Source organism: Cloacibacterium sp. TD35 (assembly GCF_028864635.1).
GTDB lineage: Bacteria > Bacteroidota > Bacteroidia > Flavobacteriales > Weeksellaceae > Cloacibacterium.
Window position 1 is genome coordinate 72,247 of sequence record NZ_CP104850.1, and the last position, 20,726, is coordinate 92,972.

At 33.5% G+C, this 20,726-nt stretch carries 13 protein-coding genes; 7 read left to right on the forward strand and 6 right to left on the reverse strand.

Annotated elements, in window-relative coordinates:
• Positions 1-414 precede the first annotated feature (414 nt).
• Positions 415-2,301, reverse strand: a complete 1,887-nt coding sequence (gene dnaK / locus N7277_RS00295) for a molecular chaperone DnaK (RefSeq protein ID WP_274779800.1) — start codon at positions 2,299-2,301, stop codon at positions 415-417.
• Between the two features lie 176 nt (positions 2,302-2,477).
• Here dnaK and ppk1 point away from each other — a divergent pair, with 176 nt between their 5' ends.
• The 3 genes from ppk1 (at position 2,478) to N7277_RS00310 (ending at position 7,506) form a co-directional block, all read left to right on the forward strand.
• Positions 2,478-4,547 carry a polyphosphate kinase 1 gene (gene ppk1, locus N7277_RS00300; protein WP_274779801.1) on the forward strand — a complete coding sequence of 690 codons (2,070 nt, stop codon included), beginning with the start codon at positions 2,478-2,480 and terminating at the stop codon, positions 4,545-4,547.
• Between the two features lie 79 nt (positions 4,548-4,626).
• Positions 4,627-5,310, forward strand: coding sequence for a phosphatase PAP2 family protein (locus N7277_RS00305; RefSeq protein ID WP_274779802.1), 684 nt, complete (start codon positions 4,627-4,629; stop codon positions 5,308-5,310).
• Between the two features lie 57 nt (positions 5,311-5,367).
• Positions 5,368-7,506 (forward strand): S9 family peptidase, encoded by a 2,139-nt coding sequence (locus tag N7277_RS00310; RefSeq protein ID WP_274779803.1) that lies wholly within the window; start codon positions 5,368-5,370, stop codon positions 7,504-7,506.
• A 65-nt stretch (positions 7,507-7,571) separates the two neighbouring features.
• Here the strand turns inward: N7277_RS00310 and N7277_RS00315 are convergent, their stop codons facing one another.
• Positions 7,572-9,116: a serine hydrolase gene (locus N7277_RS00315; RefSeq protein WP_274779804.1), complete on the reverse strand. Its 1,545-nt coding sequence runs from the start codon at positions 9,114-9,116 to the stop codon at positions 7,572-7,574.
• A 79-nt stretch (positions 9,117-9,195) separates the two neighbouring features.
• Entirely contained in the window at positions 9,196-9,954 is a 759-nt protein-coding gene (locus N7277_RS00320) for a superoxide dismutase (protein WP_274779805.1), read from the reverse strand.
• A 224-nt stretch (positions 9,955-10,178) separates the two neighbouring features.
• On the opposite strand from N7277_RS00320, the gene pyrF reads away from it, so the two are divergent.
• The 4 genes from pyrF (at position 10,179) to N7277_RS00340 (ending at position 16,080) form a co-directional block, all read left to right on the forward strand.
• Entirely contained in the window at positions 10,179-11,537 is a 1,359-nt protein-coding gene (pyrF, locus tag N7277_RS00325) for an orotidine-5'-phosphate decarboxylase (protein WP_274779806.1), read from the forward strand.
• Complete coding sequence (gene trhA / locus N7277_RS00330; protein ID WP_274779807.1) at positions 11,538-12,182, forward strand: PAQR family membrane homeostasis protein TrhA; 645 nt, start codon at positions 11,538-11,540, stop codon at positions 12,180-12,182.
• Positions 12,183-12,191: 9 nt separating this feature from the next.
• A complete protein-coding gene (locus N7277_RS00335; RefSeq protein ID WP_274779808.1) occupies positions 12,192-13,103 on the forward strand; it encodes an AEC family transporter in 912 nt (303 codons plus the stop codon).
• 178 nt (positions 13,104-13,281) lie between these two features.
• Positions 13,282-16,080, forward strand: coding sequence for an aminopeptidase (locus tag N7277_RS00340; RefSeq protein ID WP_274779809.1), 2,799 nt, complete (start codon positions 13,282-13,284; stop codon positions 16,078-16,080).
• 54 nt (positions 16,081-16,134) lie between these two features.
• On the opposite strand, the gene N7277_RS00345 is transcribed toward N7277_RS00340, so the two are convergent.
• The 3 genes from N7277_RS00345 to N7277_RS00355 all read right to left on the reverse strand — a co-directional run bounded on the left by N7277_RS00345 (position 16,135) and on the right by N7277_RS00355 (position 20,717).
• Positions 16,135-17,763 carry a T9SS type A sorting domain-containing protein gene (locus tag N7277_RS00345; protein WP_274779810.1) on the reverse strand — a complete coding sequence of 543 codons (1,629 nt, stop codon included), beginning with the start codon at positions 17,761-17,763 and terminating at the stop codon, positions 16,135-16,137.
• A 150-nt stretch (positions 17,764-17,913) separates the two neighbouring features.
• Positions 17,914-18,882: a T9SS type A sorting domain-containing protein gene (locus N7277_RS00350; protein ID WP_274779811.1), complete on the reverse strand. Its 969-nt coding sequence runs from the start codon at positions 18,880-18,882 to the stop codon at positions 17,914-17,916.
• Between the two features lie 260 nt (positions 18,883-19,142).
• Positions 19,143-20,717, reverse strand: coding sequence for an IS1182 family transposase (locus N7277_RS00355; RefSeq protein ID WP_274779812.1), 1,575 nt, complete (start codon positions 20,715-20,717; stop codon positions 19,143-19,145).
• Positions 20,718-20,726: the final 9 nt, after the last annotated feature.

Here is a 20,726-nt window from a genome sequence, read left to right on the forward strand (position 1 = left end):
AAAAGTTTTTTTTGATTAACATTAATCCTCGGGGTTATCTCCCTAAAAAACTTTCAAAAATGAAATGATTTTAATGTAGAAGTAATCAATAAGAATAATAGACTTTTTTTAAAACCAACTCATTAAAGCGACATGTCACTCGTAAAATGTTTCATTTAATTTTATAAATAAACATTTAGGCTATGTGTTAGATTAGTAAATACTTTGTTCTCATCATTTGTTTTATTTTATGGTTGTTTAGCATTACAAAATTATGACAAATGACATAGGATACACTAATACAAAATACGTAATTTAAAGTAATAGATGTCAACGAATCAAAAAACAAAGACCATAATAAGACTATACAAATCTTATTATAAATAAAAAAACCGCACCCAATTGGGCGCGGTTTGCTTTATATTTAAATGAAGTTTATTTCACTTCTTCAAAGTCTGCATCTTGTACATTTGCTCCTGCAGATTCTTGCTGCGGCTGTGCTTCTTGAGTTGCTTTGTACAATTCTTCTGAAGCGGCCATCCAAGCTGCATCTAATGCTTCTAACTTAGGTTTAATAGCATCTGCATCTTTGGTTTCGTAAGCTGTTTTCAGTTCTGCGTGTGCTGCTTCGATTGCTGCTTTTTTATCTGCAGATAATTTTTCTCCAAATTCTTTTAATTGTTTTTCAGTTTGGAAAATCATTCCATCTGCTTTATTGATGGTTTCTACATCTTCTTTTCTCTTCGCATCTGCTGCTGCATTTTCTTCTGCTTCTTTTTTCATTCTTTCGATTTCTGCATCAGAAAGTCCAGAAGATGCTTGGATTTTGATAGATTGCTCTTTACCAGTTCCTTTATCTTTAGCAGAAACGTGTAGAATACCGTTTGCATCGATATCAAAAGTTACCTCAATTTGTGGAACTCCTCTTGGTGCAGGTGGAATATCTACTAAATCAAATCTACCAATTTCTTTGTTATCATTAAACATTGGTCTTTCCCCTTGTCCTACTCTGATGGTTACCGCAGGCTGATTATCGCTTGCAGTAGAGAAAACTTCAGACTTTTTAGTAGGAATGGTAGTATTCGCTTCAATTAATTTAGTGAAAACTGAACCCATAGTTTCGATACCTAAAGAAAGCGGAGTTACGTCTAATAAAAGAACGTCTTTTACATCACCTGTTAAAACTCCCCCTTGAATTGCAGCACCAATTGCTACTACTTCGTCTGGATTTACTCCTTTTGAAGGCGATTTTCCGAAGAATTTTTCTACTGCTTCTTGAATTGCAGGAATTCTGGTAGAACCACCTACTAAGATGATTTCATCAATATCAGAAGTGCTCATTCCAGCATTTCTAAGAGCCGTTTTACATGGTTCGATGGTTCTTTGGATTAAATCATGTGCTAGTTGCTCAAATTTAGCTCTGGTCAATGTTTTCACTAAGTGTTTAGGACCAGTTGCAGTAGCAGTGATATATGGTAAATTGATTTCAGTTTGAGTAGAAGAAGACAATTCAATTTTTGCTTTTTCAGCAGCTTCTTTTAAACGTTGAAGTGCAATTGCATCAGATTTTAAATCTACCCCTTCTTCAGATTTGAATTCATCTGCCATCCAGTCGATGATTACGTTATCAAAGTCGTCACCACCAAGGTGTGTATCACCATCAGTTGCTTTTACTTCGAAAGATGCGTTACCATCTACTTCGTACATTTCTAGTACAGAAACGTCATGGGTACCACCACCACAGTCGAAAACCACTACATTTAGGTCTTTCTTGCCTACTTTATCTAAACCGTAAGCTAAAGCTGCAGCAGTAGGTTCGTTGATGATTCTTTCTACTTTAAGACCTGCAATTTCACCAGCTTCTTTAGTCGCTTGTCTCTGTGCATCGTTAAAGTAAGCAGGAACCGTAATTACCGCTCTGGTTACTTCTTGCCCTAAGAAATCTTCAGCTGTTTTCTTCATTTTCTGAAGAATCATTGCAGAAATTTCTTGTGCTGTATATTCTCTATCGTCTACTTTTACTTTTATGGTATCATTAGGACCTGCTACAACAGGATATGGAACTCTAGAAATTTCTTCTTTATCTTTAGAAAACTGTGTTCCGATAAATCTCTTGATAGAATAAACGGTTTTAGTAGGATTAGTTACTGCTTGTCTTTTTGCAGGATCACCCACTTTTCTTTCTCCATCTTCTGTAAATGCTACAATAGATGGTGTGGTTCTTTTACCTTCTGCATTTGGGATAACTACAGGATCTTTACCTTCCATTACCGCAACGCAAGAGTTGGTCGTACCTAAATCAATTCCGATAATTTTGCTCATAATATTTATATTTTATTTTTTACTTAACTAATTTGACTTGGATTTCTCCAATTTTATACCATTGAGAAAATTGTGACAAATTGACATTTTCTTAAAAACTGTCATCTTTTAAATTCTCAATTTCACTTCTCTATTCCCGTGTTTATCATTATATTTGGATAAAACTTTTTACAGATATGCCACAATTCAATCCTAGAGACATTACCTGGTTAGGTTTTAATGCAAGAGTTTTGCAAGAAGCGATGGACGAAACCGTTCCATTACACCTGAGAATTAGATTTTTAGGGATTTTTTCTAATAATCTAGATGAGTTTTTCCGAGTGCGAGTTGCGGGACTAAAACGAGCCCTAGAACTGAAAGAAAAACTTGCAGTAGAGACGTTTTTTGACAAGCCTCAAAGAATTTTGGACAAAATCAATAAAATTGTCATCAAACAACAAGAAGATTTTGAAAAAACTTGGGACAAAATCCAAGAAGAAATGGCAGAGCAAAAAGTTTTCATTAAAACTCCTAAAAAACTCACCGAAAAACAAAAGGAATTTGTTAAAAAATATTTTGACGAAGAAGTAGAAAGCAACGTCATTCCTATTCTGCTTCAAGACCATGTACCACTGCCTTATTTGCGAGAAAAAAGCCTATATCTAGGCATTGCAATGCGCAGAAAAGATTGGAAATTCAGCACTAAATTCGCCATTATAGAAGTTCCGACCAGAGCCAATGGAAGATTTGTCATTTTGCCACCAGAAAATCCTGAAGAAACTGACATAATGCTTCTAGAAGATGTTATCGCCTTTAATTTACCGCACATTTTCTCCTATTTCGGGTATGATGATTTCAAAGCAAATTCTTTTAAGGTGACCAAAGATGCAGAATTTGACCTCGATAATGACATCAGAACCAGCTTTGTAGAAAAAATTGAAAAAGGAATTAAATCTAGAAGAAAAGGAAAACCTACCCGTTTTGTTTTTGACAAAGACATGGATAAATCTTTGGTGGAATTTCTCATCAAAAAACTCAATCTTACCAAAAGAGACAGCATTATTCCAGGGCAAAAAATTCATAATTTCAGACATTTTATGGATTTTCCTGATGTTTTTAAAAATTATGAAAAACCAATAGAGAGAAGTTCTTTTACGCATCCAGAATTTGACCATGAAGGCAGAATTACAGATGTTATCGTAAAAAAAGATGTGCTTCTTACCTTTCCTTATCACACTTTTACACCAGTTATTGACTTGCTGAGAGAAGCTGCAATGGATCCTGATGTAAAGTCTATTCAAATCACGGCTTACAGATTAGCCAGCAATTCTAAAATTGTAAACGCATTGATTAATGCCGTGAGAAACGGAAAAGAAGTCACCGTAATGCTAGAATTACGCGCAAGATTTGATGAAGAAAATAACCTAGAATGGAAAGAAAGGTTAGAAGAAGAAGGTGTAAAAGTTCTAGTGGGATTACCGAATAAAAAAGTGCATGCAAAACTCTGTGTCATCAAAAAAAGAGTGAACAATAAGACCATTCAATATGGATTTGTAAGCACTGGAAACCTCAACGAAAAAACAGCTAAAATCTATGTAGACCATTTGCTCATGACTTCTAACAGAGCAATTATGGCAGATATTAATAAAGTTTTTAATGTATTCAGAAAACCAAAAATAGACCCCGTTTTAGCATTGAAATCTTGCAATCATTTATTGGTTTGTCCACACTTCATGAGAGAAAAAATTGTTTGGCATATTGATAAAGAAATTGAAGAAGCAAAAGCAGGCAGAAAAGCCGAAATGATTATAAAAGTAAATTCACTTTCTGATAAAGGTCTAATTAAAAAACTTTATGAAGCAGCGGAAGCTGGCGTGGAAATTAAAATGATTGTTCGTGGAATTTTCTGTGCAGTAGAGCAGAAAACGTTCAAGAAAAAGATTCATGCCATCAGCATTGTAGATGAGTATTTAGAACATTCTAGAGTGATGTATTTTTACAATAAAGGCAGTGAAGATGTTTATCTTTCTTCTGCGGATTGGATGACTCGAAACCTAGATTACAGAATAGAAGCTGCTGTAAAAGTGAATCAAAAAAATCTTAAAAAAGAGCTAAAAGATTTACTGGAACTTCAATTGAAAGGCAACGTAAAAGCCAGATTTCTAGATGAGGAATTGAGTAATAAATATGTAAAAAACGAAAAAAAACCATTCCGCAGTCAAATAGAAACGTATAAATTCTTGAAAAAGAAAGCTGTTGAAAATTAATTTTTGAAAATCTCTGATTTTCTTGCGACTTCAAAACATTTTAATTTTAAAAATAATTTTACGCCATTGCGTTAAAAAAATGAGGAACATACTTTTAGCATTTTTGGTTTTTTCAAATTTTCTTTTTTCGCAAAAGAAAGACAGTTTAGTTTTTTCAGAAAAACCAAAATTCACTTCAAAACAACTCATTATCCCTGCTACTTTAATGACAGCAGGAAGCATCGTTTTAACTACAGAAAATAGAGATTTCAGTGTTACAGAAAACAAAAATTTCTTGGCTTTTGGAGATTATCCCGAAGATTACCTTCAATTTGCGCCTCATATTTCACTTTACGCTTTTGAGTGGGCAGGAATGAAACCTAAAACCGACTTCTGGAACAGAACTGCTATTTTGGCAAAATCTGAAATTCTTGTTTTTGGCAGTACTTATATTTTGAAAAAAGCGATTAAAAAGCCTCGCCCCGATGGAAGCAATGAATTTGGTTTCCCTAGCGGTCATACTGCGAATGTTTTTGCAGGTGCTACAATGCTTTCTATGGAATATGGTGATAATTACCGTTGGGTGCCCTATGTTGCTTATTCTGTAGCAACTGGAGTGGGCATTTTGAGAATTGCTCACGACAAACATTATTGGAGCGACGTGATTTTTGGGGCTGGATTAGGAATTTTATCTACTAAAATCGCTTATTGGACGCATCAATATCAATGGAATAAAAAATCAGAAAAAGATAATCTCACGATTTTATACAAAGAACATTTATAAAATTCTTCAGAAATTAATGAATTAACATACATTTACCGTTAAAATTTTTCAACATCTATGAACTTAAAAAAAATATTAGGAACATTGGTTTTGGCTTCAGTTTGTGGTTTTTCGCAAACGCAGCAATTTACCATGAACGATGCTGTTTTAGGACTTAGAACCAATCTTGCCGTAAAAAACATCAGAGATTTTTCTTTCAGCAATGATGGCAAATCTTACCTTCAAATGGTTAAAAACGCTTATCTCATCACAGATATTGCGACCAACAAGACGGATACTTTGGTTTCTATATATCAAGTGAATCAAAATCTAAATGCAGACCAAAAACTGAAAGCTCTTTCTCCACTGAAATTTTTGAACAATTCTAAAGCATATTTCTCCCAAAAAGGAAAATATTTTTGGCTTCAAAAAACGGGGAATTCTTGGCAAAAAACCGAATTCGCTTCTATTCCTGAGGATGCGGAAAACGCTCAAATTCTCCCTGACAATCAAACGATTATTTACACCATTAAAAATAATCTTTTTGTTAATATTAATGGAAAGACGCTGAAAATAACCGATGACCAAAACGAAAATATCATCAACGGACAATCGGTTCACCGAAATGAATTTGGAATTGATGGAGGAATTTTTGCAGCGCCAAATTTTCAAAAAATTGCATTTTACAGAATGGATCAAAGCATGGTTACCGACTACCCTATCATCGATTGGAGCGTAACGCCTGCAGAAAACCATAACATGAAATATCCGATGGCTGGAAATAAATCTCACGAAGTTTCCATCGGAATTTTTGATGCAAAAACTCAAACTAAAAAATTCTTAAACATTGAAGGCGACAAAGAGCAATATTTAACCAGCGTAACTTGGAGCCCTGATTCTCAATCTATTTTCGTAGCGGTTCTTAATAGAGCTCAAAACCATATGAAACTAAATCAATATGATGCAGAAACTGGAAATTTTATTAAAACACTCTTCGAAGAAAAAGATGAAAAATATGTAGAACCTCAGCATCCATTAACATTTTTACCTGGCTCAAATAAAGATTTTATCTGGCAAAGCCAAAGAACGGGTTACAATCATTTGTTTTGGTACAATACAGACAAAGGTTTGGTAAAACAAATTACAAAAGGAGATTGGTTGGTAAACGAAATTCTAGGTTTTAATGAAAAGAAAAAAGAAATTCACATCTCTTCGACCAAAGAAACGCCGCTTGAAAAACATTTGTACAAAGTAAATTGGCAAACGACTAAAATCACCAGATTAGACAAAGATGCTGGTATTCACAACGGAATTTTAAGCAAAGACGGAACACATTTGTATGATGTTTTTGCCAATGCTTCTACGCCAAGAATTGCAAATATTATCAATACGCAAACGCTTCAAACCAAAAATATTTTAACGGCAGAAAACCCACTGAAAAACTTCCAAAGACCTGACATTCAGAATATCACACTAAAAGCAGACGACGGAACTCCACTCTATGGAAAACTGATTTTACCTACTGATTTTGATAAAACTAAAAAATATCCTGTAATTGTCTATTTATACAATGGGCCTCATTTACAATTGGTTACCAATAACTTCCCAGCTTCTGGAAATCTTTGGTACGAATACATGGCGCAACGTGGCTACATTGTCTTCACAATGGACGGAAGGGGCTCTTCTAATAGAGGAATGCAATTTGAACAAGCCGTTTTCAGAAATCTAGGTGAAACTGAAATGAAAGACCAATTAAAAGGTGTAGAATATTTAAAATCTTTGCCTTTTGTAAATGCTGAAAAAATGGGAATTCACGGTTGGAGTTTCGGTGGATTTATGACCACAAGTTTTATGCTGAAATATCCTGAAGTTTTCAAAGCGGGAGTTGCAGGTGGACCTGTAATCGATTGGACTCTGTACGAAATTATGTATACAGAACGTTACATGGATTCGCCAAAAGAAAATCCTGAAGGTTACGCAAAAGCTAATCTTTTAGACAAAGTTCAAAACTTGAAAGGAAAATTACTCATGATTCACGGTGCGCAAGATGATGTAGTGGTTTGGCAACATTCTGTAAAATTCCTGAAATCTGCAGTTGACAAAGGCGTTCAGTTAGATTATTTCGTTTATCCTGGTCATCCTCACAATGTTTCTGGGAAAGACAGAGTACATTTAATGCAAAAGGTTACGGATTATTTTGACTTGTATTTGAAATAAATATGAACATTATAAAAACAAAAAATCGGGAAGTAATTTTCCCGATTTTTAATATTTAATAAGTATTAATCTACTTTCTTCAAATCCAAATCTCCAAAATCAAAAGAGAAATCGGTAACATCTGAAATCGGTTTCATTTTGGCAGAAACTGCTTTTCCGTTTTCATCGAAAGTAAAGGTGAAAAATGCATCTGCATCATAACTTCTATCGTCCCATTTTATTACGAAAGTATCTCTAGAATAAGGCAAAATTTCGCCTTTTAATCTTTCAGAAGATTTACAAATAATTCTAAAACCTTTCTTTTCTTTAGAAATCACTACATCACCAAACCAAGCATCTCTATAAGTTCCTACAAATTGCTCTGGAGTCAATTTTGCACTTCTATCTTTTTGATAAGCAGCAACTTTAGCATAAGTTTCAGCTTTTTCTTTGTCATATTGTGCATTGCCTTTTGCATATCTTTCTGCATAGGTTTTCAACCAATTTCTGTCTTCAATTCCTAAATACGCATCTTTTACCGTATTGGTAATCGTGTTAAAAGCCACCCCTTGTTGTTGATTCGTGAGCACTACAATTCCTAAATTCAAATCTGGAATTAACGTAAATTGTGTAACTGTACCAATTAAACCACCTGTATGCTGAATCTGGCGATGACCTTTTACATCAGAAATAAACCAACCTAAACCATAACCGTAAAATTTAGTATCATAAGGATTTTTAGCAGCCATAGGAATCGGTTGTTGAATTTGCCACAAAATATTTGCGTTTTTCTCAGAAACCAAACGTTTTCCGTCTTTGGTTACAAAGCCATTCATTAAGAAATTTGCCCAAGTCGTCATGTCAGTAATGTTGCTCAAAATTCCCCCAGCTGCATTGGCAGTTTCATTCCAATCGTGAGGAACAGCAACTGCTTTTCCATTGACTGGAGCATGTGCATCAATTTTATTTTCAATAGATTTTGCACGGTTATAAGAACCGAAACTTGAGTTCATCCCAACAGGTTTCATAATTCTTTCTTCGATGAATTCTGCCCAGGTTTTTCCAGAAATTTTATGAATAATTTCTCCCGCTACAATAAACATAATATTGTTGTAATCCATTGTATTTCTGAAAGAATGCGCTGGTTTTAAGTAGCGAACATTATGAATTAATTGTTCTGAAGAAATATTACCACCTTCAGGAAAAAACATTAAATCTCCTTGTCCGAGACCAAGTCCAGCTCTATGTGTCACCAAATCTTTGATGGTGATTTCTCGGGTTACATAATCGTCATACATTTTGAAATCTGGTAAAAATTTGGTCACTTTATCATCCCAATTGAGTTTTCCTTCGTCTGCTAAAATTGCTAAAGCAGTGCAAGTAAAACCTTTAGAATTAGAAGCAATTCCCACCAAAGTTTCTGGCGTCATGGGTAATTTATTGTTAAGAGAACGTACTCCGAAGCCTTTAGAATAGATGACTTTTCCGTCTTTTAACACGCCAACAGACATTCCGGGAACATCAAAAGTAGTGATGGTTTTTTGGATGAGTTCGTCTAGTTTCTGCTCTGAAATTTGGCTAAAAAAGAATAATGAGCAAAGAATAAAGAACAAAGAAAATGATTTTTTCATGCTGATTTTTTTGAATTTCTGTAAAGATATATAATTTTAAAGCAATAAAAAAGACACTCAATCGAGTGCCTTTTCTTTATTATTTCATTGCTTTTTCGTAGTAATCAGAAGCCACGTTCCAATCGATTACATTAAAGAAAGCTTCTATATAATCTGCTCTTTTGTTTTGATATTTCAAATAATAAGCGTGTTCCCAAACGTCCATTGCCAAAACTGGAGTTCCAGAAATAGACATTCCCGGCATCAAAGGATTATCCTGATTTGCGGTACTTCCTACTTTCAATTTTCCTGAAGCATCGGTAACTAACCAAGCCCAACCAGAACCAAATTGTTTCGCTCCTGCATCAGAAAACTGCTTTTTAAAATTTTCAAAACTTCCAAAATCTCTATTGATGGCGTCCGCTAATTTCCCAGTTGGTTTTCCTGTTGAATTCGGAGTCATCAAATCAAAATACAAATTGTGATTGTAGTAACCTCCCGCATTATTTCTTAATGTAGCATTGCTGGTATCAAGAGTTTTCAACACTTCTTCTATCGTCATATTTGCTTGTGGTTTTCCTTCCACCGCTTTATTTAAGTTGTTCAAATATCCTACATAATGCTTAGAAAAGTGAATGTACATAGTCTTCGCATCTACATATTTTGAAAAAGCATCATAATTATGTTTCAGTGTTTTTATTTTGAAAGCACCTGCATTTGCAGTAACATCAGAAGGTTTACCATAATCTGTAGATTCTACATTTACTGTTGGTTGCGCTGTATTTCCCACTACCGCTACACAAGAGGTAACCGCAGAAAAAGCGATGGCTACAAAAGCCCATTGAACTAATTTTTTCATATATAATAGATTTAATTTTAAAAAAATTGAATTTTCCAAAAATAGCAAAAAAGTACGGGAACACTATCAATTTTTCATTAACAAAATCAATGATGACGTTTTTATTAATGAGAAATATCTGAAACATTTGATTCAAAATTCTATTTCAGTGGCTAACTTCATGTTTCCAACTTTACTCTTCGTACTTATAAAAATCTTACCTTTGTAAAAAGTAAAAAAGTAAAATGGAAAGTAAAAAAGAATTCTTCTTAGAATGTTATAAACTTGGGATTATAAAATTCGGCAGATTTACATTGAAATCCGGCATCGAAAGCCCATTCTATGTAGATTTAAGACCGCTCGCTTCTGAGCCAAAAATCTTAAAACATTTGGCCAATTATCTTTTAGAAATGCTTCCTTTAGATAATTTTGATGTGATCTGCGGTGTTCCTTACGCTGCATTACCTATGGCAACCGCTATGTCTTTAGAAAGCTATATCCCATTGATTATCAAGAGAAAAGAAGCTAAAGAATACGGAACCAAAAAACTCATTGAAGGCATTTATAAATCTGGACAAAACTGTCTACTGGTAGAAGATGTAATTACTTCTGGAAAATCTTTGGTAGAAACCATCGCCGAAGTAGAAAATGAAGGGTTAAAAGTTTCTGATATTGTAGTGGTTCTGGACCGTGAACAAGGCGGAAAGCAACTTTTGCAAGAAAAAGGTTATCATGTTCATACCCTTTTCAGCATTTCTGAAGTGGTAGAAATTTTAAAAGAAGTAGACCATCTTACGGAAGAAGAAGTTTTAAGAATTAATGAATTTATCGCAGGAAACAAAATTGAATTCAAAGAAGAAAAAAGACTTTCTTACGAACAAAAATTAGAAAATTGCGAACATTCTGTTGGCAAAAAAATCTTAGAAATTGCTATTTCTAAACAATCTAACCTTATCGCTTCTGCAGATGTTACCACTACCAAAGAGTTGCTAGAATTTGCAGAACAAGTAGGGCCACATATTGTAGCTCTAAAAACGCATATTGACATGATTTCTGATTTTGATAGTGACAAGACCATTCTTCCGCTAAAAGATTTAGCAACCAAGCATAATTTCCTTTTGATGGAAGACCGAAAATTTGGCGACATCGGAAATACTCAGGAATTACAATACAGAGGCGGAATGTATAAAATTTCGCATTGGGCAGATTTGGTTACTTCTCACGTGATTGCTGGCTATCAAAGTATTGATTGTTTCATGAATTCTGGGGTAATTGCTATTCTTTCTATGTCTTCAAAAGGTGCATTGACTGACCAAAATTATAGAACAGAAGCTTTAAAAATAGTAGAAACACATCCAAATATTATCGGTTGTGTGGCTCAAAACAAAGTTCCTGCTAATGTTTTACTTTTTACGCCAGGAGTAAATATCAGTTCCAAAGGCGATGACAAAGGTCAACAGTACAATACACCAGAACATGTTTTCAAAAATTTACATACAGATTTCGTAATTGTAGGTCGAGGAATTTATAAAGCTGAAAATGTAGAAAAATCTGCAAAACTATACAAACTAGAATCTTGGAACGCCTACCTAAAATCTCTCTAAATGGATAAAAAAACGAACATACAATTCTATTCGCCTACCGAAGAAAAATTAAACATTTGGTCTCATGCTTTCGGGATTTTTTTGAGCATCATCGCATTGGTTTTATTAATCATTAAAGCGGTGCAACAAGACAATATCTGGATGATGATTAGTTTCCCAATTTTTGGGGTGAGTTTAATTATATTATACCTAGCTTCCACCCTTTATCACGCTTCAAAGGAACCTCAAAAGAGATTTAAACTCAAAGTTTTCGACCATGCCGCTATTTATGTTCTTATCGCAGGAAGTTATACGCCTTTTACTCTAGTAAGCTTAAACGGTGAAACAGGTTGGCTTATTTTTTCGATGGTTTGGGTAATGGCTTTTACAGGAATTATTCTCAAATTATTTTTCACGGGAAGATTTAAAGTTGTTTCTACGGCGATGTACGTTTTAATGGGTTGGTTGATTGTTTTTTATTTCCAAGACTTAACCGCCAGTTTACACGAAAAAGGAGTATTTTACCTAATTCTTGGCGGAGTTTTATATACGATTGGTGCTATTTTATATAGCATTAAGAAAATAAAATTCAATCATGCTATTTTCCATTTTTTTGTTTTAGCAGGTAGTTTCTGTCACTTTTTATCTATTTATTTATACGTCTAGCTAAAGAAATTGAGCAACTTAATTTTACTTTTTGTCTGTCTGATCATAGGAATTATTTTAAAAAAGTCTAAAATAATTCCCGAGAATTTTCACACCTCATTGAATGCATTTGTGATTAATATTTCACTTTCTGCATTTTCGCTGTATTATATTTCAAAAATAGAACTCAACAGCTCGGTGATTTATCCAGTTTTAGTGGTTTGGATAGGAATTTTTGCTGCGATTTTATTCTTTGCAGGATTAGGAAAAATTTTCGGTTGGAAATCATCCTTAATTGGCGCATTAATTATGTGCGCAGGTTTCGGAAATACTTCTTTTGTAGGCATTCCTTTAATTCAGGCCATGTATGGAGAAGAAGGTTTAAAAACGGTGATGTTGGTAGACCAACCCGGATTTGTCGCGCTTTCTACTGTAGGAATTTTAGTCGCCAATTTTTATTCTGGGAGCAAAGATTCTATGCTCAAACATCTTTCTAAAATTTTAAAATTTCCGCCATTTATTGCATTTGTAATTGCTTTGTTGCTGAATATTTTCTCCATAGAAATTCCAAAAGATTTTGACGAAGTTTTAATGAAACTAGGTGCAACTACTGTTCCACTCGCTTTAGTTTCTGTAGGAAGCCAAATGCAATGGAAAAAAATTGAGAAAAAAGAAGGATTTCACCTTTTCATCGGTTTACTTTTCAAGCTCGTTCTTTTACCTTTATTAATTTTAGTGATTTACAAATATATTTTCCATCAAAGTGGAGATGTAATAGACATTTGTATTTTAGAAGCTGCAATGGCGCCTATGATTACAGCAGCGATTATTGCTTCGGCTCATGATTTAGAACCTAAATTTTGTAATTTAATGGTTGCGGTGGGAATTCCTGTTTCATTAATTACTGTGGGAATTTGGCATATTATTTTACCGTTCTTGTAATCAAAAAAGATAAAAACTTCCGATTTTTTCTGCATAAAATATTTACCCCAAAAAAGAATTGTGATTCCCAAATTCCTTTATCAATAAAAATCTAAAATTGTTGATAAATTGTAATATTTTTTCAGATTTATATAAGCAATTTTAATAGTTTCTCTCTATATTTGAATATCTAAATTCAATGACGAAGAAAACTATCATTTTACTGTGTTTACTGCTTAATCTTTTTGTTTTTTCGCAAAAAGACTCTATCATTATTGATGCAAAAATTTCAGCAGGAACACTTTCTGTGAAAGAAAAAATCTATTATCAGAACAAATCTGAAAATACACTTACTCATATTAAACTTCAGAATTTCACGGCAGCATATAAAAGCAGAAACACACCACTAGTTAGAAGAAAAATAGAAGATCGAAAAAAAGATTTATACTACGCAAAACCCAATGAAAGGGGCAGACTGGTTTATCTGATGATTGACAAAAAACCGTATGAAGGCGTCTTAGATGATGAAAATCTTTTTATAAAACTGCCAAAACCTTTAGCACCCAATAACTCTACTGAATTCTCTATTGAATATTCTGTGATTTTACCGAGTGCTCAGTTTACAGGTTATGGAATAGGGAAAAACAATACTTTGCTCAAATATTTTTTCTTAGTTCCAGACAGTTTTGACCGAGATAATTTCCTTGAAAAATATTACAAAGATTTAGAAGAAAACGTAAATGTAAACACCTATTATAGAGTAAAATTTGAAAATTCAACACAAAAAATAAGCAGTAATTTAACAGAAATTGCTCCTAATATTTTCGAAGGAAAACTTAATAGAGACGTAGAATTTCTGATTGCTGACCAAGAAAATTATCAACTAGAAACCATCGTTGACGGACAAAAGCATTTGGTAGAATTGGGTTATCCTGTGACCGAAAAAGAAAAAGAACTAATCGCGTTTTACTTACCACTCCATCTTCATTTTATCAAAGAAAAAACGGGATTTTTGCCTGAAAAAATTTTCATCAACGAAAAATATAAGTCTAAATATGATTTCTTCGGGAATGATGACATTAAATTTTGGAAATTTAAGTTCCAATTATTCACTGATTCCGAAAAAATAGATATGGATTATTTCAGCATTGTTTCTCAACAAGTTGCAGAGCAATTATTCGTTTCTGATAAAGAAAAAAATCACTGGATTACCAATGGACTTAAAACCTATTTAGAAATTCAGTATTTGAAAAAAAATTATCCAGATCATAAAATCTTAGGCGCGCTATCTGATTATAAAATACTGGGAATGAAACCATTAAAACTTTCATTCGCTTCTCGTCTGAAGTTAATTGAAAGATACGGTTTGGCTTACCAATACATTACGGCGCAAAACCTTGACCAAAAAATAGACGAAAAATTTTCGGATTTAAGTAATTTTAATGAAATGGCAATTAGTCAATTCGAAACGGGAAGCCTTTTTACCTTGATTGCCGAAAAAATGGGAACTTCTTACTTTGAAAATTTCCTAAAAAGTTTTATTGAAAAAAATCACACTTCTGAATTAGACAAAAGAGAGTTTCTAGACCAGCTTACTGTAGCTTCTGGCTATTCTTCTGAATTTTTAGAAAAATACATCAAAAGAAAACAGCGAATCAATTTTAAACTCAACGATTTTGAGAGAAAAGATAACGTAATCAATATTAATGTTTCTAAAAATACAGCACAGAATATTCCTTTTAAATTAGAAACTTTTCATGAAGATGGCAGTAAAAAAACCTTTTGGTATGACACCAATTATCAAGAAAACTCATGCGGATATGTGATTCCAGATAATGAAGCGGTAAAACTTGTCATTAATGATTTATATGCTTTCCCAGAAAACAACTTTAGAGATAATTATCTTTATACCAAAGGAATTAAAGACAATGCTAAAAAATTAAGATTTAAAATTATTCCTGACAATCCGAATTCTGAAATCAACGAGGTGTATCTTACTCCGGGAATCGGGTGGAATAATTATGATAAATTTCTACTGGGAATTAGATTTAAAAACAAATCCTTGATTGACAAGAAATTTCAGTATTTAGTTTCTCCTTTTTTCAGTACGGGAAGTAAGGATATTAACGGTTCTTTTAATGCATTTTACAAGATTCAACCTGCTGAAAGTTTTTATAGAACAATCACTCTAGGAGTGGCTGGAGCAAAATACAATTATGATTTCGGTTTGTCCTATAAAAAACTGAGTTTATCTGGGCTCGTGTCTTTTAATAAAAATCCAAGGAGCGAAATCTCTAGAATTTTATCCGCTTCTTACAATTTCTTCGAAAGAGATTTAAGCCCAACAATGATTGCAGAAAATGATTATGCTAAATACAATATTTGGAACCTTGGATTTGTATATTCAGACAATAATGTGATTAAAGAGAAGTATATTTTCGGGAATTTCCAATACATGGAGGATTACACAAAAGTTACTGCAGAAAGCTACTACAGAATAGAATATGCCAAAAATAGAAAACTGAGTTTGCGACTTTATGGAGGTTATTTCTTAAGAAATGATACCAGAAATAATAATTTTGACATCGGGATTTCTAAAGTTTCTAACTATGCTTTCTCATATAATCTCTTAGCTCAAAGTGCAATAAGTGGAATTCTTTCTCAACAGTTTATCATGGCAGAAGGCGGGTTTAAATCTTATATTAACGGCACCGTAAACCAATGGATGCTTACGCATAATGTAGAGGCTAACGTTTGGAAGATGATAGATGTTTATGCAGATTTTGGCTTGTATAAAAATCATGAACATTCTGCGAAATTTATATGGGACAGTGGCATTAAATTTAAATTAATTCCAGATTTTATAGAGGTTTATTTTCCTATGCAATCGAGCCTTGGTTTCGAACCGAAGTTCAAAGATTACGGTAATAGAATACGATTTACCTTTAACTTGAATGTAGGTGCTCTGATTGGCTATTTCAGACGTGGCTGGTACTAAATAAAAAAAGGTTGCTCAAAATGAGCAACCTTTTTTTATATCAATAAGTTTTAATTATTGTTTTACTATTTTCTGAGAAACTGTTTCTCCGTTTACATTTCCTTTGATGATATAAACCCCTTTCGCTAGAGAAGAAATATCTAAAGCAGTACCATTTTCTACAGAAGCAGATTTCACCACTTGTCCATTCATATTAACAAACTGTACATTCGCTTTAGCTCCAAAATTCAATACATCTTTAACAACAGTATTTTTAACCAAGTTGATTTTTGATTTATTCAAATCGTTTACAGCAAGATTAGATGTTATAGTTACATTATCTATATAATAAGTTGTTGTTTTCAAATCAACAGAATTCCCTAAATATTCAAATGCTAGGAACCCAACCCCACTGTATGAAGTTAAATCTAGAGTTTCTGTGTTAAAAGCTACAGCGTTACCAGCATCACCTGTAGTAATAGTTTTTAAGAGATTTTTTTGCATTGGCTGTCCATCCACCAATTTAAATAAATAAACATTAAGAGTAGCTCCGTTAGTATAAATTCCAGCCCAATCAAATTTTACAGTATTTTTTGAAATCTGATCAATATTGATTGCTGGAGAAATAAGTAATGATATATAATTGCCAGTTCCACCAAAAGCGGTCATCTGAGCAGCATTAGTAGATAGTGCAGAAATAAGTTTTACACTCCAAAGCTTACTAATATCTTGAGCAAAATTAGTCCACCCTGTTATTGCAGTCACATCAGCTGCATAAGATTGAAAATTTTCAGAAATACCTGTTACAGGAGTTCCTACTGCTAAACCATATGGGTTAACAGGGTCTAACGCATTACCTGTTAAAGTAACATTCGCTGTTGCTGATCCACTAGTAATAGTTAATGTTGCTGATTTAGCTCCTGTAGAAGTTGGTGAAAACACAACATTTAAATTCCCTCCAGTTGTTGTTAATGTGCCAGTCGCATTAAACATAGATGCATCTGTGCCAGTAATAGTATACGTTGGATTAGATGGTAAATTCGTTCCTGTAACTGATAAAGTTTTTGTACTAGACGACTCATTAACGATTACATTATTCATATTTAAAGTTGAACTTGTTGTAATTACAGGAGCCGTTTTATCATAAATTTTAATATCATCTACTCTAAACTGTGAAGATGTGACTGTATTTGTAAATCTAATACCTAAATTACTAGTAGACGGAATTGTACCTGTTGGTGTTATTAAAGTCCAATTTGATGTACCTGTACCTGTAGCTCTAGTATATGACAACTGAGTCCAAACTGGTATAGCTTGAGTCAAATCAGATACTTCAACCTTCAATTCATTATTACTTCCCGTTACACTTTTATAATGACCAAAAGACATCTCCAAATTAGAAGCGGCAATACTAGATGTATTAATTCCTGAAATCATGAAGTATTTACCCGCTACTGAATTGGTAAAAAAAACGTTTGCTGATCCAGATGCTCCAGAATATCCAGTAGATGCAGTTGAAATTCGCACATCCGCATCTCCACTATAAGTAATCCCAGAACTTATACCATTTTGATAACCTGTATAATCGGCAACAGTAGGATAAGGAGATGATGATGGTGCAATAGTACCAATATTTTCAGAATAAATTTGTGCATTAGCAACAAATCCTATTACTGCGATTAATAGAGTAAAGATTTTTTTCATAAGCTATTTTTTATATTTACAATCCCAAAATTACAAATAATATATTATAAACAGGATTTTTTAATTCTAATTTAACGTTAATTAATTATCAACAAAAAAAGCTAAATGAAATTCATTTAGCTTTAGTTTTTCAATAAAAATAAATTAAATTTATTTTTTAATCACTTTTAGAGATACTTTCTCACCATTTAATTCAGCAGTAACTACATAATTACCTTTTGGCAAAGATGACACATCTACATTAGAATTTTGAGCTGAAATCATATTAGATTTCACCAATTTCCCGTTTACATCATATACTTTCACAGAAGCATTACCTTTGGTTTGGAAAGACATTGTATTGTCTATTATTGTATTTTTAAGGAAAATATTTTTTGTTTTTGATATGCCATTAACAGAAAGAGTAGAATTCTTAGGAGTTAAAGAAAAATCGTCAATTGCTAAACCATCATCATTCCCAGAAACATTTACATCTACAAAGCGAATCCAAAAACTTTGACCAACTCCAATATTCAAACCTGAAATAGTATTAGATAGAGTTGTTCTATAAGCTGCATCATTACCATTCCTTAGCCCTACAGTCCCACTAAGGTTAGTAGTTTCATACATTAATGCATTAACAGAAGTCCATGTTCCAGTAGTAAGAGAGGTAGCATCTGTACTATATTCGAAAGTAATCTGATCTTTAATTGTAGTACCTCTAGCTGGGTCAAATCTCCATTCTTCACCAACGTAAGAAATTTCTAATTGATCAATTATATTACCTGTATCATTTTTAAATTGCGCTCCATACTTTGATAATAAATTACTACTTGCAATAGATCCTAAAGCTCTTTCAGTAGAAGAAGAAGCACCAAAGCTATAAGTATCACCAGTTGTTGAACTACCTGTACCTGCTGTATAAATTCCATCTGCATTAGTGGTAGACTCAACAAAATACCATCCAGAGAGACTCCCAGCTGGAAAAGTCACACTAACAACTTTACTACCCGATGAACCTGTTGTAGTACTTGTACCTGTTCCTGTACCTGAATTTGCTAAACCATCAAAATCTTGAGTATAGGATGTATTAAGTGCTGTTAAACTTACTTGGGAATAAGAAAAACTCGCTAAAGACAATACACTTAAAAGAGTAAATATTTTTTTCATAAATTGTTTTTTTTAAAAATTTTTTACTAAAATAATACCATTTTATTGAATTAATGATAAAAAAAATATTAATTTATAATTTTTTTTCCACAATAATCATCATTTTTTTTAGTTACTTTTACAGAGCGGTTTACAGGGGTAACTGTTGCACAACTCCCATTTTTAGAAATACTATTTCAAAAACATAAAATTTTGACCTCTTTAGAAGCAATTTTAGAGAGGTTTGTTTTTTAGTTAACGGTCAAAATTATAAAATTGGGGGTGCTTAAAATTGAGTTGTTGATGCTTTGAAAGACTGTTTTCATAAAAGCAAAGCACTTCCCTTGTTTTAGGGAAATAACTTGAGCTAAAATACTCGATTTTTTGATGGTAAAGCGCAAGTATTTTTTCAAGTTGTACGTTAAACTTGCCATTAATACGTGTTTGTTTGCGTTTTTGATTCCTCGTGTATTGACTCTCTTCATGTTCGTAAAGTTGACTAACGTTCCAATCACAGGTTCGACTGTTTTACTTCTTATTCTCGACATTTTTTTGGCATATTTTTCATTCTGTGTAAGCTTTTGATGCATGCGGTCGTAATGTTCTTTATGGATGCTGTCGTCTAGCTTTTTGAACTTGGTGCTTTTACCACAACAAGGTTCTCTTAGTGGACAGTTTTTACAATCTGTTTCACTGCTTCGGTAGGTGCGTTTGGTGTAGCCTTTACTATCGGTTTTTTCGCCTTTGAAAAGCAGTTTGGCTTGGTTGCCTTCGGGTTTTGTGCATTGGTAATAGTTTTCTTCTTTGTGGAAGGTAAATCCTTCGCGCTCGGGTTTGTATTGTCCAAAGTTGGGTATGTAGGCGTTGATATTTTTTTCGTGTAAATACGCCAACGATTCTCCACTGCTGTAACCACCATCGGCTAAAAGTTCTTGTAACTTTATTCCGTTTTCCTTTAGGTTTTCTTCTGTGAGTTCTACAATTTGTTCTAAACACTGACTGTCTCTTTTATCCGCAAAATCTGAACACGCTCCTGTAATGACATGGTGCGCATCGTCTACTACGATTTGTCCAAAATAATTTAATTGTCGCGCTTTGCCTGGTTTTACACTCACTCTAGCATCGCTATCTGTAGGTGAATAATGCGTATGATTCGATACATATTTTGGACGAATGATGTTCCCAAATTCATCTATTTTGTCTTTTCCTGTAGCGTTAGGCATTCCTTTATACGCTTCTGCTTTCCAAGCGTGGTGCTGCTCTACCAACTTCTTCCTTGCACTGGTGGTTTTAAATTCGCTGTTTTCTTCTAATTCGTTTACAAAAGCACTAACATCTTCCAAAACTTCCTTCTCTACTAAACTATCCATACTGGCGTTGGCTTTGATGAAAACGCTGTCCACCGCTTGTCGTTTTCCACGAACCATGCCTTTAGAAACGCACATTTTCAAGACTTCTTTAAACAAGTTTAAAAACACTTCTTCGCCATATAAACCGCGAGTTCGGCTAATGGTACTGTGCCAAGGAAGTTGCTCATGTACATCATAACCTAAAAACAAGCGTATCGATAAGCTATCACTACAAAAAGCAATTAATTGTCTATCTGAATTGATATTGTTTAAATATCCCACCAACAATATCTTAAAGAAAACTACAGGATCTATACTCTCCTGTCCTTCCTTACCATAATACTTTTGAGTTGCTTTATAAATGAAATCTAAATCGAGTTCGGTTTGCAATTTTCTGTAAAAATTATCCTCGGGAACTAGGTCTAATAAATTGACCGATACAAATAATTGTGGTCCAAAACTCTTCTTGCCTTGCATACATAAATT

Excerpts from the sequence above, each read along its gene's own strand:
- dnaK (WP_274779800.1), bottom strand. The coding sequence starts at position 2,301 with ATGAGCAAAATTATCGGAATTGATTTAGGTACGACCAACTCTTGCGTT.
- ppk1 (WP_274779801.1), top strand. The coding sequence starts at position 2,478 with ATGCCACAATTCAATCCTAGAGACATTACCTGGTTAGGTTTTAATGCA.
- N7277_RS00305 (WP_274779802.1), top strand. The coding sequence starts at position 4,627 with ATGAGGAACATACTTTTAGCATTTTTGGTTTTTTCAAATTTTCTTTTT.
- N7277_RS00310 (WP_274779803.1), top strand. The coding sequence starts at position 5,368 with ATGAACTTAAAAAAAATATTAGGAACATTGGTTTTGGCTTCAGTTTGT.
- N7277_RS00315 (WP_274779804.1), bottom strand. The coding sequence starts at position 9,116 with ATGAAAAAATCATTTTCTTTGTTCTTTATTCTTTGCTCATTATTCTTT.
- N7277_RS00320 (WP_274779805.1), bottom strand. The coding sequence starts at position 9,954 with ATGAAAAAATTAGTTCAATGGGCTTTTGTAGCCATCGCTTTTTCTGCG.
- pyrF (WP_274779806.1), top strand. The coding sequence starts at position 10,179 with ATGGAAAGTAAAAAAGAATTCTTCTTAGAATGTTATAAACTTGGGATT.
- trhA (WP_274779807.1), top strand. The coding sequence starts at position 11,538 with ATGGATAAAAAAACGAACATACAATTCTATTCGCCTACCGAAGAAAAA.
- N7277_RS00340 (WP_274779809.1), top strand. The coding sequence starts at position 13,282 with ATGACGAAGAAAACTATCATTTTACTGTGTTTACTGCTTAATCTTTTT.
- N7277_RS00345 (WP_274779810.1), bottom strand. The coding sequence starts at position 17,763 with ATGAAAAAAATCTTTACTCTATTAATCGCAGTAATAGGATTTGTTGCT.
- N7277_RS00355 (WP_274779812.1), bottom strand. The coding sequence starts at position 20,717 with ATGCAAGGCAAGAAGAGTTTTGGACCACAATTATTTGTATCGGTCAAT.